The organism is Escherichia sp. 20412-1 (assembly GCF_003027595.1).
In the GTDB taxonomy this organism is placed as follows: Bacteria; Pseudomonadota; Gammaproteobacteria; order Enterobacterales; family Enterobacteriaceae; genus Escherichia; species Escherichia marmotae.
On record NZ_PYQM01000005.1, the window covers coordinates 92,433 to 107,244 of the forward strand.

The 14,812-nt window shown below is 50.8% G+C and carries 13 protein-coding genes and 1 tRNA gene; 10 read left to right on the forward strand and 4 right to left on the reverse strand.

Features of this window, described 5'->3' with window-relative positions; genetic code table 11:
* Positions 1-25 precede the first annotated feature (25 nt).
* From C7B16_RS05950 to yejF, 4 genes are read left to right on the forward strand one after another with little or no spacing between them, the layout of a single operon-like run.
* Entirely contained in the window at positions 26-1,840 is a 1,815-nt protein-coding gene (locus C7B16_RS05950; RefSeq protein WP_105224904.1) for an extracellular solute-binding protein, read from the forward strand.
* The gene (locus C7B16_RS05955) at positions 1,841-2,935 is read left to right on the forward strand and encodes a microcin C ABC transporter permease YejB (protein ID WP_107179482.1); all 1,095 of its coding nucleotides are present in this window, start codon (positions 1,841-1,843) and stop codon (positions 2,933-2,935) included. It begins immediately after the preceding gene.
* Complete coding sequence (locus C7B16_RS05960) at positions 2,935-3,960, forward strand: ABC transporter permease (RefSeq protein ID WP_001516726.1); 1,026 nt, start codon at positions 2,935-2,937, stop codon at positions 3,958-3,960. Before C7B16_RS05955 ends, C7B16_RS05960 begins: the two co-directional genes overlap by 1 nt.
* A gap of 1 nt (position 3,961) precedes the next feature.
* Positions 3,962-5,551, forward strand: coding sequence for a microcin C ABC transporter ATP-binding protein YejF (yejF, locus tag C7B16_RS05965; protein ID WP_016262157.1), 1,590 nt, complete (start codon positions 3,962-3,964; stop codon positions 5,549-5,551).
* Positions 5,552-5,554: 3 nt separating this feature from the next.
* On the opposite strand, the gene C7B16_RS05970 is transcribed toward yejF, so the two are convergent.
* The 3 genes from C7B16_RS05970 to rsuA all read right to left on the reverse strand — a co-directional run bounded on the left by C7B16_RS05970 (position 5,555) and on the right by rsuA (position 8,145).
* Positions 5,555-5,899, reverse strand: coding sequence for a YejG family protein (locus tag C7B16_RS05970; RefSeq protein ID WP_000202798.1), 345 nt, complete (start codon positions 5,897-5,899; stop codon positions 5,555-5,557).
* A 332-nt stretch (positions 5,900-6,231) separates the two neighbouring features.
* Positions 6,232-7,422: a multidrug efflux MFS transporter Bcr gene (bcr, locus tag C7B16_RS05980; protein ID WP_000213385.1), complete on the reverse strand. Its 1,191-nt coding sequence runs from the start codon at positions 7,420-7,422 to the stop codon at positions 6,232-6,234.
* Between the two features lie 27 nt (positions 7,423-7,449).
* Entirely contained in the window at positions 7,450-8,145 is a 696-nt protein-coding gene (rsuA, locus tag C7B16_RS05985) for a 16S rRNA pseudouridine(516) synthase RsuA (RefSeq protein ID WP_001234858.1), read from the reverse strand.
* 148 nt (positions 8,146-8,293) lie between these two features.
* On the opposite strand from rsuA, the gene C7B16_RS05995 reads away from it, so the two are divergent.
* Entirely contained in the window at positions 8,294-10,054 is a 1,761-nt protein-coding gene (locus C7B16_RS05995) for a DEAD/DEAH box helicase (RefSeq protein ID WP_107179483.1), read from the forward strand.
* Positions 10,055-10,178: 124 nt separating this feature from the next.
* Positions 10,179-10,463 carry a 50S ribosomal protein L25 gene (gene rplY, locus C7B16_RS06000; RefSeq protein WP_000494188.1) on the forward strand — a complete coding sequence of 95 codons (285 nt, stop codon included), beginning with the start codon at positions 10,179-10,181 and terminating at the stop codon, positions 10,461-10,463.
* A 163-nt stretch (positions 10,464-10,626) separates the two neighbouring features.
* Here the strand turns inward: rplY and yejK are convergent, their stop codons facing one another.
* On the reverse strand, positions 10,627-11,634 hold the full coding sequence (gene yejK, locus C7B16_RS06005; protein WP_000050774.1) for a nucleoid-associated protein YejK: 1,008 nt from the start codon (positions 11,632-11,634) through the stop codon (positions 10,627-10,629).
* Between the two features lie 181 nt (positions 11,635-11,815).
* Here yejK and C7B16_RS06010 point away from each other — a divergent pair, with 181 nt between their 5' ends.
* From C7B16_RS06010 to narP, 4 genes are all read left to right on the forward strand, one after another.
* Entirely contained in the window at positions 11,816-12,043 is a 228-nt protein-coding gene (locus C7B16_RS06010) for a YejL family protein (RefSeq protein ID WP_001135667.1), read from the forward strand.
* A 19-nt stretch (positions 12,044-12,062) separates the two neighbouring features.
* Positions 12,063-13,823, forward strand: a complete 1,761-nt coding sequence (gene yejM / locus C7B16_RS06015) for an LPS biosynthesis-modulating metalloenzyme YejM (protein ID WP_000256124.1) — start codon at positions 12,063-12,065, stop codon at positions 13,821-13,823.
* Between the two features lie 74 nt (positions 13,824-13,897).
* Positions 13,898-13,974: transfer RNA gene (locus tag C7B16_RS06020), tRNA-Pro, on the forward strand.
* Positions 13,975-14,156: 182 nt separating this feature from the next.
* Positions 14,157-14,804 carry a nitrate/nitrite response regulator protein NarP gene (gene narP, locus C7B16_RS06025; RefSeq protein WP_001516729.1) on the forward strand — a complete coding sequence of 216 codons (648 nt, stop codon included), beginning with the start codon at positions 14,157-14,159 and terminating at the stop codon, positions 14,802-14,804.
* The last annotated feature ends 8 nt before the right edge of the window (positions 14,805-14,812 follow it).

The following is a 14,812-nucleotide window of genomic DNA, read 5'->3' on the forward strand; positions in this document are numbered from 1 at the left end:
ATGAGTAAAAGGAAATCCATTGCAGATGATTGTGCGCATACTGCTGGTGTTTATCACCCTGTTCACCTTCGGTGTGCAGGCGCAGGCTATTAAGGAAAGCTATGCCTTTGCAGTACTGGGAGAACCCAGATATGCCTTTAATTTCAACAATTTTGATTATGTTAATCCTGCCGCGCCAAAAGGCGGGCAGATAACGTTATCCTCCATTGGCACCTTCGATAATTTCAACCGCTATGCACTACGCGGAAACCCCGGTGCACGTACCGAGCAGTTGTACGACACACTATTTACCACCTCCGATGACGAGCCGGGCAGTTATTACCCGCTAATTGCCGAAAGCGCGCGCTATGCCGACGATTATTCCTGGGTTGAAGTTGCTATTAATCCGCGCGCCCGTTTTCATGATGGTTCGCCCATTACTGCCCGCGATGTTGAGTTCACTTTTCAAAAGTTTATGACTGAAGGCGTGCCGCAATTTCGCCTGGTATACAAAGGCACCACAGTTAAAGCCATTGCGCCGTTAACCGTGCGCATCGAATTAGCTAAACCCGGCAAAGAAGATATGCTTAGCCTGTTTTCACTGCCGGTATTTCCAGAAAAATACTGGAAGGGTCACAAACTGAGCGACCCGCTCGCTACGCCTCCACTTGCCAGTGGTCCGTATCGCATTACGGCCTGGAAAATGGGGCAAAATATTGTCTATTCCCGCGTGAAAGATTACTGGGCGGCAAACTTACCGGTAAACCGTGGACGCTGGAATTTCGACACCATTCGCTACGATTATTACCTTGACGATAACGTCGCTTTTGAAGCATTTAAAGCTGGTGCCTTTGATTTGCGCATGGAAAACGACGCCAAAAACTGGGCCACGCGCTATACCGGTAAAAATTTCGACAAAAAATACATTATCAAAGATGAGCAAAAGAACGAATCAGCCCAGGATACACGCTGGCTGGCGTTTAATATTCAGCGCCCGGTATTCAACGATCGCCGGGTTAGGGAAGCCATCACCCTCGCCTTCGACTTTGAATGGATGAACAAGGCCTTGTTTTACAATGCCTGGAGTCGCACTAACAGCTATTTTCAGAATACCGAATACGCTGCCAGAAATTACCCCGACGCTGCGGAACTGGTGCTGTTGGCACCAATGAAAAAAGATCTACCGCCAGAGGTGTTCACACAAATCTACCAGCCGCCAGAATCCAAAGGCGATGGCTACGACCGTGGTAATCTGTTAAAAGCCGACAAACTTCTCAACGAAGCAGGCTGGGTACTGAAGGGTCAGCAACGCGTTAACGCTACGACGGGTCAGCTTCTCAGCTTTGAATTATTGCTTCCAGCCAGCAGTAATAGCCAGTGGGTATTGCCGTTCCAGCACAGCCTGCAACGGCTTGGTATCAACATGGACATTCGCAAGGTGGATAACTCACAAATCACCAACCGAATGCGCAGCCGCGACTATGACATGATGCCACGCGTGTGGCGGGCGATGCCGTGGCCCAGCTCCGATTTACAGATTTCCTGGTCATCGGAATATATCAACTCTACTTATAATGCTCCCGGCGTACAAAGTCCGGTCATCGACTCGCTGATCAACCAAATTATTGCCGCCCAGGGAAATAAAGAAAAATTACTGCCGTTGGGGCGCGCCCTGGATCGCGTATTAACGTGGAATTATTACATGTTGCCGATGTGGTACATGGCGGAAGACCGTCTCGCCTGGTGGGATAAATTCTCCCGCCCGGCAGTGCGTCCCGTTTATAGTCTCGGTATTGATACCTGGTGGTATGACGTCAATAAAGCGGCCAAACTGCCGTCAGCCAGACAACAGGGAGAGTAGATGGGCGCTTACCTGATTCGCCGTCTGTTGCTGGTGATCCCAACGTTATGGGCGATTATCACCATCAACTTTTTTATCGTGCAAATTGCGCCTGGCGGTCCGGTCGACCAGGCCATCGCCGCCATTGAGTTTGGTAATGCCGGAGTATTACCAGGTGCAGGCGGCGAAGGCGTGCGTGCCGGCCATGCACAAACGGGCGTCGGCAACATCAGCGACAGCAACTACCGCGGTGGACGCGGATTGGATCCAGAAGTGATCGCAGAGATCACCCATCGCTACGGTTTCGATAAACCGATCCACGAACGTTACTTCAAAATGCTCCGGGACTACATTTGTTTTGATTTTGGCGACAGCCTGTTTCGTAGCGCCTCAGTGCTGACATTGATTAAAGACAGTCTGCCGGTTTCCATCACCCTCGGATTGTGGAGCACGTTGATTATCTATCTGGTGTCAATTCCGCTGGGTATTCGCAAAGCCGTTTATAACGGTAGTCGCTTTGATGTCTGGAGTAGCGCATTTATTATCATCGGCTACGCTATTCCGGCCTTTTTGTTTGCAATCCTGCTGATTGTCTTCTTCGCGGGCGGCAGTTATTTCGACCTGTTCCCTCTGCGCGGCCTGGTTTCCGCTAATTTTGATTCACTACCGTGGTATCAGAAAATCACCGATTATCTGTGGCACATCACGCTACCCGTGCTGGCGACGGTGATTGGCGGCTTTGCGGCGCTCACCATGCTGACAAAAAACGCCTTTCTTGATGAAGTGCGCAAGCAATATGTGGTTACCGCGCGCGCGAAAGGAGTGAGTGAGAAAAACATTCTCTGGAAACATGTGTTCCGCAACGCCATGCTGCTGGTGATTGCCGGTTTTCCAGCGACTTTCATCAGCATGTTTTTCACCGGTTCGCTGTTGATTGAGGTGATGTTTTCACTCAATGGCCTCGGTTTGCTGGGCTATGAAGCGACCGTCTCGCGCGATTATCCGGTGATGTTTGGCACCTTGTATATTTTCACCCTGATTGGCCTGCTCCTGAATATCGTCAGTGATATCAGCTATACACTGGTCGATCCTCGTATTGATTTTGAGGGACGCTAATGCCGCAACTCAGCCCCGTCAATCAGGCCCGTTGGGCGCGTTTTCGTCATAATCGTCGCGGCTACTGGTCGTTATGGATTTTCCTCTTCTTATTCAGTTTGAGTTTGTGTTCTGAACTGATCGCCAACGATAAACCGTTGCTGGTACGTTATGACGGTAGCTGGTATTTCCCGTTGCTGAAAAACTACAGTGAAAGTGATTTTGGCGGCCCGCTGGCAAGCCAGGCGGATTATCAGGATCCGTGGCTAAAACAACGGCTGGAGGATAAAGGCTGGGTACTGTGGGCACCGATTCGCTTTGGTGCTACCAGTATCAATTTTGCGACCGATAAGCCCTTCCCCTCCCCACCCTCACCGCAAAACTGGCTGGGGACGGATGCCAACGGCGGCGATGTGCTGGCGCGTATTCTGTATGGCACACGGATCTCGGTTCTGTTTGGTCTGATGCTGACACTCTGTTCCAGTGTGATGGGCGTGCTGGCGGGGGCGCTGCAAGGTTATTACGGCGGAAAAGTGGATCTCTGGGGGCAGCGCTTCATTGAAGTGTGGTCGGGGATGCCGACGCTGTTTCTGATAATTCTGCTTTCCAGTGTCGTTCAACCTAACTTCTGGTGGCTGCTGGCGATTACCGTCTTGTTTGGCTGGATGGGTCTGGTGGGCGTAGTGCGTGCGGAATTTTTGCGTACCCGTAATTTCGACTACATCCGCGCGGCGCAGGCGCTTGGCGTCAGCGATCGCAGTATTATCCTGCGTCATATGTTGCCAAATGCAATGGTCGCTACCCTCACCTTTTTACCGTTTATTTTATGTAGCTCGATCACCACCCTGACCTCGCTCGATTTCCTCGGCTTCGGCTTGCCACTCGGTTCACCATCGCTCGGAGAACTGCTGTTACAAGGGAAAAATAACCTTCAGGCACCGTGGCTTGGGATCACCGCCTTCTTGTCGGTGGCGATATTATTGTCATTGCTGATCTTTATTGGTGAAGCAGTCCGCGACGCATTTGATCCTAATAAGGCGGTGTAGCATGACGCAAACTCTGTTAGCGATTGAAAATTTGTCGGTGGGTTTTCGCCATCAGCAAACCGTTCGCACCGTAGTGAATGATGTTTCGCTACGCATTGAAGCTGGCGAAACGCTGGCGCTGGTGGGTGAGTCTGGCTCCGGCAAGAGCGTTACTGCGCTGTCGATTTTACGTCTTCTCCCTTCCCCGCCTGTTGAATATCTCTCTGGCGATATTCGTTTTCATGGCGAATCGCTGCTTCATGCCAGCGAGCAAACGTTGCGTGGTGTGCGGGGAAATAAGATTGCCATGATTTTCCAGGAGCCGATGGTATCGTTAAACCCATTGCATACTCTGGAAAAACAGCTTTATGAAGTGCTTTCACTGCATCGCGGGATGCGTCGGGAAGCGGCGCGTGGTGAAATCCTTAATTGCCTCGATCGCGTCGGTATCCGCCAGGCAGCAAAACGGCTGACAGACTACCCGCATCAGCTCTCCGGCGGCGAACGTCAGCGGGTGATGATTGCAATGGCGCTACTCACTCGACCGGAATTATTGATTGCTGATGAACCGACTACCGCGCTGGACGTCTCTGTCCAGGCGCAGATTTTGCAATTATTACGCGAACTGCAACATGAACTGAATATGGGCATGTTATTTATTACTCATAACCTCAGCATTGTCAGAAAACTGGCCCACCGCGTGGCAGTGATGCAAAACGGTCGCTGTGTGGAGGAAAATCGCGCCACTGCGCTCTTTGCCTCCCCCGTTCATCCTTACACGCAAAAACTACTCAACAGCGAACCGTCAGGCGATCCAGTGCCGTTGCCAGAGCCAGCCTCAACGTTGCTTGATGTTGAACAGCTTCAGGTCGCTTTCCCCATTCGTAAGGGACTCCTGAAACGCGTCGTCGATCATAACGTGGTGGTGAAAAGCGTCAGTTTTACGCTTCGGGCGGGTGAAACGCTGGGTTTAGTGGGCGAGTCCGGCTCCGGCAAAAGCACCACAGGACTGGCGTTGCTACGATTAATTGACTCTCAGGGCAGCATCGTTTTTGACGGTCAGCCATTGCAAAATCTAACTCGTCGCCAGCTATTGCCCATTCGCCATCGCATTCAGGTGGTATTTCAGGATCCAAACTCCTCACTCAACCCACGACTCAACGTGTTGCAGATTATTGAGGAGGGGTTACGTGTGCATCAACCCACCCTTTCAGCCACGCAACGCGAAGAGCAAGTGAAAGCCGTAATGCAGGAAGTGGGGTTAGATCCTGAAACGCGCCACCGTTATCCGGCGGAGTTCTCGGGAGGTCAACGACAACGTATTGCGATTGCCCGAGCATTGATTCTGAAACCTTCGCTGATCATTCTTGATGAACCAACATCATCGCTCGACAAAACGGTACAGGCGCAAATATTGGCGCTATTAAAATCATTGCAACAAAAGCACCAACTAGCCTATTTGTTTATCAGCCATGATTTGCATGTTGTTCGCGCATTATGTCATCAGGTTATCGTGCTGCGACAGGGAGAAGTAGTGGAACAAGGACCGTGCGCGCGCGTGTTTGCCGCACCACAACAGGAGTATACGCGTCAGCTACTGGCGTTGAGCTGATGCTTAAAAAGGATTGTAGTTTGAGAAAGGTTCGGCAATTGCCACACCAAAATTTTTCAGTCGACAGGTGGCGGCGAACTCATCCTGCCGATTAACAAACAGACATGGCTCACCTTCACACTCCAGTACCGAGCACGGAACTTCAATATCGCTTAATGCCTGGCTGAGTTTGTACATCACCGACCATGCGTTATCGCCATCCGGGCTAAGCAATTTAAGCGCCACCAGGCTGTTGTCACCGCACGGTCCATTTTGCGGAATCGGTTCAACTTTTGAACCTGCGAAACCAGCAGACCAACGATAGTTCTGCGGCAGTCGATGGACGATTGAGAGTTGTAATGAAGTCACTTATTTTCCCCGGAAGCACATTTAATTCACAATTTATTTACATTAATTTTAACACATCATCAACAACCCGTCTTTAAACAGATCGTAAAGATTGATGCCTCGCCTGCGTGGCCTCTATGGCTCTGATTTAAATAATATCTGCGGGCGTGGTCACGTTTGCGGGGCTATATGTACCCGTTTCTGAGATCTAACTCAACCTTTTTAACTACAATGATGTGACTTTTTACATAAATTGATTTTACATAAAACAAACAAATGACGGGGGATTGATAGATTTGTGGTTGATATGCATCAACAAAGGAAGCCTTTTAGCTTCCCTGTTGAACAATAGTTCACCGTTTTTTGGGTCTGCTGGCGTACAAACAGAAGAGAATTGAACTGGTTGCACAGAATGCGATTGACCAAATCATCGGCCATGCGGAATTAAAGGTCGCCAGCGAAAGCAGCGCGCCAACAATTGCGCCAATGCCAAAACGAAAAGTTCCTGCAAGCGACGACGCGGTTCCCGCCATATGAGGGAACTCATCCAGAATTACCGCCATCGCGTTAGAAGACACCATCGATACGCAGCCAACAAACGCCGCCACACCCACTACCAGCGACCAGAATCCTAGCCCCAGTAATGCGCTGATGACCATCCACGCCGCCATAATAAATTGAATCCACAGCCCCGAGCGGAACATATTCAGCGCGCCAATGCGGCGAACAAAGCGACTGTTAAAAATGGTCATCACAAACAGGAAAACAATGTTTAACGCAAAGTAATAACCGAAGTTTTCCGGTGCGACATGGTTAATTTCAATGTAGACAAACGGTCCGGCGCTTAAGAACGAGAACATCCCGGCAAAGCTAAAACCGCTGGCCAACATATAACTCAGGACACGCTTATGGCGGAACAACGCGGCAAAGTTACCAATGGTGGTACGGATGTGAAACGGCTGGCGACGCTCCGGCGGCAAGGTTTCTTTGATCAGGAAGAAGATCATTGCCGAAGCCAGAATCGCCGCTACAGCGAGGATCCAGAAAATATAATGCCAGCTCAACCACACCAGCACCCAGCCGCCAACAATCGGTGCCATCAGCGGCGCGATGGTGGTCACCAGCATAACGAACGACATCATCCGCGAGAACTCTTCTTTCGGGTAAATATCGCGCATCAGGGCATTGATAACCACGCTGGCCGCTGCCGCCGCCAGACCGTGAAAGAAACGCATCACAATCAACTGATCGATGGTTTGCGCCAGCGCGCACGCCACCGCCGCCGCGGCAAACACCAATGTACCACCGAGGACAACCGGCTTGCGCCCGAAGCTATCCGCCATCGGCCCGTAGATTAACTGCCCCAACGCAAACCCCAGAATATAAGTACTCAGAGTCATCTGCGTACTGCCCGCAGGCACACCAAACTGGGCAGAAATCACCGGCAGCGCAGGCAGATACATATCAATCGACAGCGGCATCAACATGGCCAGCAGGCCAAGGATAAAGACAATAGCAAACGACGAATGCTGTCGGGTGGTCACAACTGGCTCCTGAAAGTCATTAAAGTGTTAAACGACGCTGGCAATTTCTTCTTCAGTTAACGGACGATATTCACCGGGTGCTAAATCTGCATCCAGCGTAATGCCGCCAATACGTTCACGGTGCAGTTCAACCACGTGGTTACCCACAGCGGCAAACATACGTTTCACCTGATGATAACGCCCTTCACTAATGGTCAAACGAACCTGCGTTGGGGTAATCACTTCCAGCACCGCAGGCTTAGTGAGATCTTTTTCGTTATGCAGTTGTACACCTTTAGCAAATTGCTCTGCCGTGTCGTCCGCTACGGGTGATTCCAGCGTCACCAGGTACGTTTTCTCGCAATGATGACGTGGAGAAGTAATGCGGTGCGACCACTGACCATCGTCGGTCATCAGCACCAGACCGGTAGTATCGATATCCAGCCGCCCTGCCGCATGCAGTTTCCATGCTACAGGTTCATCAAGAAAATAGAGCACCGTTGGGTGATCCGGGTCATCCGTGGAACAAACATAGCCCTGAGGCTTATTGAGCATGAAGTAACGTGGGCCATGTTGCTGTACCAACGGGTTACCATCGTAAGCCACACTGTGTTCAGGAAGCAGTTTAAACGCTGCATTGCGGACGATTTCGCCATCGACGGTGACACGAGTGCCGCGGATTTCACGCCCGGCAATAGCACGGCTAACGCCGAGTTGCTGTGCGATAAATTTATCAAGTCGCATGTGTGTGATTTTGCCTGTAAAAACGGAGGTCGGGCATTGACCCGAAAATCTGAACTGTTGTCTGCCCAGTATAGCGGTCTAATAACTTCCCTCAAGGGAAAAAGATCCGTGGCATACTATTAGCAGAATAATCTACCTACGCGAGACCATGATTTTTACACTCCGTCCATATCAGCAAGAAGCCGTGGATGCCACGCTCAACCATTTTCGTCGTCATAAAACTCCTGCCGTTATCGTACTCCCTACCGGTGCGGGTAAAAGTCTGGTGATAGCGGAACTGGCACGGCTGGCGCGTGGTCGCGTGCTGGTGCTGGCACACGTCAAAGAACTGGTAGCGCAAAACCATGCAAAATATCAGGCGCTGGGGCTGGAAGCGGATATTTTTGCTGCCGGACTAAAGCGCAAAGAGAGCCTCGGTAAAGTAGTATTTGGCAGCGTACAGTCGGTCGCCCGCAATCTCGACGCCTTTCAGAGTGAATTTTCACTGTTGATTGTCGATGAATGCCATCGTATTGGCGACGACGAAGAGAGCCAGTATCAGCAAATCCTTACTCACCTGACAAAAGTGAATCCCCACTTACGCCTGCTGGGGCTGACTGCCACGCCCTTTCGGCTGGGGAAAGGCTGGATCTATCAGTTTCATTATCACGGCATGGTGCGCGGCGACGAGAAAGCCCTTTTCCGGGACTGCATTTATGAGTTACCGCTGCGCTATATGATTAAACACGGTTATCTGACACCACCGGAACGGCTGGATATGCCGGTAGTGCAATATGATTTCAGCCGCTTACAGGCACAGAGCAACGGGCTGTTCAGCGAAGCTGATCTCAACCGCGAGCTGAAAAAACAGCAACGCATTACGCCACACATTATTAGCCAGATTATGGAGTTCGCCGCAACGCGCAAAGGGGTGATGATTTTCGCCGCGACGGTCGAACACGCAAAAGAGATCGTTGGTCTACTGCCCGCCGAAGATGCCGCGCTTATTACCGGCGACACGCCCGGCGCTGAACGTGATGTATTAATTGAAGATTTTAAAGCCCAGCGTTTTCGCTACCTGGTCAACATTGCGGTACTGACCACCGGATTTGACGCGCCACATGTCGATCTTATCGCCATTCTGCGCCCTACCGAATCGGTAAGTCTTTACCAACAAATTGTCGGGCGTGGTCTGCGTCTGGCTCCGGGTAAGACAGATTGCTTAATTCTTGATTATGCAGGTAACCCTCACGATCTCTACGCCCCGGAAGTAGGTACGCCGAAAGGCAAAAGTGACAACGTCCCGGTGCAGGTTTTCTGCCCTGCCTGCGGCTTTGCCAACACGTTTTGGGGCAAAACAACCGCCGACGGCACATTGATTGAACACTTTGGTCGCCGTTGTCAGGGATGGTTCGAAGATGACGACGGGCATCGCGAACAGTGTGATTTTCGCTTCCGCTTTAAAAACTGCCCCCAGTGCAATGCAGAAAATGACATTGCCGCGCGCCGCTGCCGCGAGTGCGACACCATTCTGGTTGATCCGGATGATATGTTAAAAGCGGCGCTACGGTTGAAAGATGCTCTGGTGCTACGCTGTAGCGGCATGTCTTTACAGCATGGGCACGATGAAAAAGGCGAATGGCTGAAAATCACCTATTACGATGAAGATGGTGCTGATGTGAGTGAGCGCTTCCGTCTGCAAACACCCGCCCAGCGAACCGCCTTCGAGCAGCTTTTTATCCGCCCGCATACGCGCACACCGGGCATCCCTCTGCGCTGGATAACCGCCGCCGATATCCTCGCCCAGCAAGCGTTGCTGCGCCACCCGGATTTTGTCGTTGCACGAATGAAAGGCCAGTACTGGCAGGTTCGTGAAAAAGTGTTCGATTACGAAGGCCGTTTTCGTCGGGCGCACGAATTACGCGGTTAATGGTAGTTTTGATTGATGTGAAAGGCGTTTGAGTATAGAATCTCGCCCGCTTTTGCATACGCAAAGCAGATCACTTACCTGTTGCTGGGTCGCCTGTAGCAGGAATCAATTAAGAGAGAAAGAAATGTTTACTATCAACGCAGAAGTACGTAAAGAGCAGGGTAAGGGTGCGAGCCGCCGCCTGCGTGCCGCTAACAAATTCCCGGCAATCATCTACGGTGGCAACGAAGCGCCGCTGGCAATTGAGCTGGATCACGACAAAGTCATGAACATGCAAGTTAAAGCTGAATTTTACAGCGAAGTTCTGACCATCGTTGTTGACGGTAAAGAAATCAAAGTTAAAGCTCAGGATGTACAGCGTCACCCGTACAAACCGAAGCTGCAGCACATCGACTTCGTTCGCGCTTAATTGCTGAATAAGTTGTAAGAAACCCCGCTCCGGCGGGGTTTTTTGTATCTGCAGATTATGCCTGATGCGACGCTGCTCGTCTTATAAGGCCTACGGTATGGTTGTTTTTTGTCGGCCAGATAAAGCGTTCACACCGTATCTGGCATTCATAACACCAAACCGATTAATTGCTGCCAGAAGTCCGGCGCTGCAATTGATCGCGCAGATTCGGCGGTGTGCCCTTAATGGTCAGTGTATCGGTCGCCGGATCCCAAAAAATCCGTTCACCTAACAGCATCGCATCAAAGTTAATGGTCAAGCCACCGCCGCTACCGGCAAACTTCGTCAACTGACGCAGTGTGCTGCGGTCTGCCGGGAAGCTCTCTTCCAGTTCATACCCTTTTTCAGCCGCAAATTCCGTGAAGCTCACTTCGCTGACGCCCGCCAGCTCTTTTGACAGCGATTCCAGCTCGATTTCTTCGCCCGCCTGCAATTGCTCATTACAGTAGCTATAAACCTGCTGGCGAACATTTTGCCGTTCTGCTTTATCCAGTTGCGCTTCGGCAGTGAAATCATCAACCGCCTGCAACAAACCGCGGTTTTGCGCTTTCGCATTCAACCCTTCGCTGGCACCGAGGAAGTCCATAAAGAAATCAGCCACTTTGCGCCCTACTCGTCCTTTCAGGAAAGTCAGATAACGGGTCGATTCTGGGTTAGTTTCCCACTCGGTCAAATCGATACGCGCCACAATATCCGCATGATTGATATCAAGATAATGGGTCGGGTTGATGTCGAGGTTTTCGTTAACGCGCATACTGCTTAAATTGTTCAGCACGCAAATCAGCAGATACTCCACAGCCAGATAACGGTAGTGGCAAAACAGCACAAAACCGCCGTCAGCAAAGGGGTATTTCGCCAGCTCGTCACGCAGGCGACCTGTTGCCGCGCGGCTAAATGCCAGAAAATCTTCTTCGCCCTGGCGCTGCAAACGTAACGCCTGCGCCAGTTCACTCTCTTCGTTGAACAAGCCGTAGGCTTTATTTTTAGCGCTATAGACCCGATGCAGTTCTGCCACCATCTCAACGACGGTTTCCGTCGGCTCCAGCAATGAATCGCGCAACACCAGCTCAAGGTTCTGCTCATCACGCTTGATAAGCTGGTGCAGAGCAATCTGGTTGATATCCAGACTCATGATAAACTCTCCTTTAAGACCGGGCGGTATTCAATCACCGCCGGTAAAGCGACGCAATAAAAGATGGCAGCCATTTTACAGAAGGCAGCGTAACGCGAATGATTTAAAGTATAAAAAAGCAGAAAAAAAACCGTTGCTACGGTAATATGTTGCCCTTTCATCAACTAACTGATTTCGATTTATGCCACAAATTTCCCGCTACAGTGATGAACAGGTTGAACAATTGCTCGCAGAGCTGCTCAACGTACTGGAAAAACATAAGGCTCCGACCGACCTTTCCCTGATGGTGTTAGGCAACATGGTCACTAACCTTATCAATACCAGCATTGCCCCGGCTCAACGCCAGGCGATTGCCAACTCTTTTGCCCGCGCCTTGCAGTCCTCGATCAACGAAGACAAAGCGCACTAAGGGAAACAGATAACAGGTTATGGTAACTCATCATCAGCGCTACCGTGAAAAAGTCTCCCAAATGGTCAGTTGGGGGCACTGGTTTGCACTGTTCAATATTCTGCTTTCACTCGTCATAGGCAGCCGTTACCTGTTTATCGCTGACTGGCCGACAACACTTGCTGGTCGTATTTATTCCTACGTAAGCATTATCGGCCATTTCAGCTTCCTGGTGTTCGCCACCTACTTGCTGATCCTCTTCCCGCTGACCTTTATCATCGGCTCCCAGAGGCTGATGAGGTTTTTATCCGTCATTCTGGCAACGGCGGGAATGACGCTGTTACTGATCGACAGCGAAGTCTTTACTCGTTTCCATCTCCATCTTAATCCCATCGTCTGGCAGTTGGTTATCAACCCGGACGAGAATGAGATGGCGCGCGACTGGCAACTGATGTTCATCAGCGTGCCGGTTATTTTATTGCTTGAACTGGTGTTCGCGACGTGGAGTTGGCAAAAGCTGCGCAGCCTGACACGTCGTCGGCGCTTCGCCCGTCCGCTGGCCGCATTCTTATTTATCGCCTTTATCGCCTCGCACGTGGTGTATATCTGGGCCGATGCCAATTTCTATCGCCCAATCACCATGCAGCGCGCCAATCTGCCGCTTTCGTATCCGATGACGGCGCGACGTTTTCTTGAGAAGCATGGCCTGCTTGATGCACAGGAGTATCAACGCCGTCTTATTGAGCAAGGCAATCCGGACGCCGTTTCCGTACAGTATCCGTTAAGCGAACTGCGCTACCGCGATATGGGCACCGGACAGAACGTCTTGCTGATTACTGTCGATGGCCTGAACTATTCACGCTATGAGAAACAAATGCCTGCACTGGCGGGTTTTGCCGAGCAAAATATTTCATTCACACGCCATATGAGTTCGGGCAACACCACCGACAACGGCATCTTTGGCCTGTTCTATGGCATCTCGCCAAGTTATATGGATGGCATTCTGTCGACCCGCACGCCTGCGGCGTTAATTACCGCGCTTAACCAGCAAGGCTATCAGCTTGGGTTATTCTCATCCGATGGCTTTACCAGCCCGTTGTATCGCCAGGCATTGTTGTCAGACTTCTCAATGCCAAGCGTTCGCACGCAATCCGATGCTCAGACCGCCACGCAGTGGATCAACTGGCTGAGCCGCTACGCGCAAGAAGATAATCGCTGGTTCTCATGGGTATCTTTCAATGGCACCAACATTGACGATAGCAACCAGCAAGCATTTACCCATAAATATAGCCGGGCAGCAGGCAATGTTGATGAGCAGATCAACCGCGTGTTAAATGCGCTGCGTGATTCTGGCAAGCTGGACAATACGGTGGTGATTATTACTGCCGGTCGGGGTATTCCACTGAGCGAAGAGGAAGAAACCTTTGACTGGTCCCACGGTCATCTTCAGGTGCCGTTAGTGATCCACTGGCCGGGCACACCGGCGCAGCGTATTAATACCCTGACCGATCATACCGATCTAATGACCACGTTGATGCAACGCCTGCTGCACGTCAGTACGCCTGCCAGCGAATATTCGCAAGGTCAGGATTTGTTCAATCCTGAACGCCGTCATTATTGGGTTACCGCAGCGGATAACGATACGCTGGCAATCACCACGCCAAAAATGACGCTGGTGCTGAACAATAATGGTAAATACCGCACTTACAACTTACATGGTGAAAGAGTGAAAGACGAAAAACCACAGTTAAGTTTGTTATTGCAGGTGCTGACAGACGAGAAGCGTTTCATCGCTAACTGATTAATTATAAATCAGTTAGCAAAATATCTTACTTGCAATCGGTGTGGAAAACGGTAGTATTAGTAGCCACGAGTCGGCACGTAGCGCAGCCTGGTAGCGCACCGTCATGGGGTGTCGGGGGTCGGAGGTTCAAATCCTCTCGTGCCGACCAAAAATCCCTTAAGAACCAGCCTGTTATGGCTGGTTTTTTTATATCTACACGTTGTCCCGCAACCCACACTTGCAGTTTTACTACATGCCCATACATAAAATGGGGTAACATTCACGCGCCTGGTAGCGTTTCCAACGCTACGCTCAAACATAATGATTCTAATAAAACCTCAGGAGACTACTATGCCTGAAGCAACGCCTTTTCAGGTGCTGATTGTGGATGATCATCCACTTATGCGACGCGGTGTTCGTCAGTTACTGGAACTTGATCCTGGCTTTGAAGTGGTCGCTGAAGCGGGCGACGGCGCAAGTGCTATCGATCTGGCGAATCGACTGGATATCGACGTGATCTTGTTGGATCTGAATATGAAAGGCATGAGTGGCCTGGATACCCTCAATGCCTTGCGCAGGGATGGCGTTACCGCGCAAATTATTATTCTGACCGTTTCAGATGCCTCCAGTGATGTGTTTGCGTTGATAGACGCAGGCGCTGACGGTTATCTGTTGAAAGATAGCGACCCGGAAGTACTGCTGGAAGCGATTCGCGCCGGGGCAAAAGGCAGCAAAGTCTTTAGCGAACGCGTCAATCAGTACTTACGCGAACGTGAAATGTTTGGCGCAGAGGAAGATCCCTTCAGTGTGTTGACGGAGCGTGAACTGGATGTTCTGCACGAACTGGCGCAGGGGCTGTCCAATAAGCAGATTGCCTCAGTGTTGAATATTTCCGAGCAAACAGTGAAAGTACACATTCGCAATCTGCTGCGTAAACTCAATGTCCGCTCACGCGTGGCAGCAACTATTTTGTTCCTGCAACAACGCGGGGCACAATAAAAAAAGCC

Coding starts and splice junctions, on each gene's coding strand:
- C7B16_RS05950 (WP_105224904.1), top strand. CDS start 26: ATGATTGTGCGCATACTGCTGGTGTTTATCACCCTGTTCACCTTCGGT.
- C7B16_RS05955 (WP_107179482.1), top strand. CDS start 1,841: ATGGGCGCTTACCTGATTCGCCGTCTGTTGCTGGTGATCCCAACGTTA.
- C7B16_RS05960 (WP_001516726.1), top strand. CDS start 2,935: ATGCCGCAACTCAGCCCCGTCAATCAGGCCCGTTGGGCGCGTTTTCGT.
- yejF (WP_016262157.1), top strand. CDS start 3,962: ATGACGCAAACTCTGTTAGCGATTGAAAATTTGTCGGTGGGTTTTCGC.
- rsuA (WP_001234858.1), bottom strand. CDS start 8,145: ATGCGACTTGATAAATTTATCGCACAGCAACTCGGCGTTAGCCGTGCT.
- C7B16_RS05995 (WP_107179483.1), top strand. CDS start 8,294: ATGATTTTTACACTCCGTCCATATCAGCAAGAAGCCGTGGATGCCACG.
- rplY (WP_000494188.1), top strand. CDS start 10,179: ATGTTTACTATCAACGCAGAAGTACGTAAAGAGCAGGGTAAGGGTGCG.
- yejK (WP_000050774.1), bottom strand. CDS start 11,634: ATGAGTCTGGATATCAACCAGATTGCTCTGCACCAGCTTATCAAGCGT.
- C7B16_RS06010 (WP_001135667.1), top strand. CDS start 11,816: ATGCCACAAATTTCCCGCTACAGTGATGAACAGGTTGAACAATTGCTC.
- yejM (WP_000256124.1), top strand. CDS start 12,063: ATGGTAACTCATCATCAGCGCTACCGTGAAAAAGTCTCCCAAATGGTC.
- narP (WP_001516729.1), top strand. CDS start 14,157: ATGCCTGAAGCAACGCCTTTTCAGGTGCTGATTGTGGATGATCATCCA.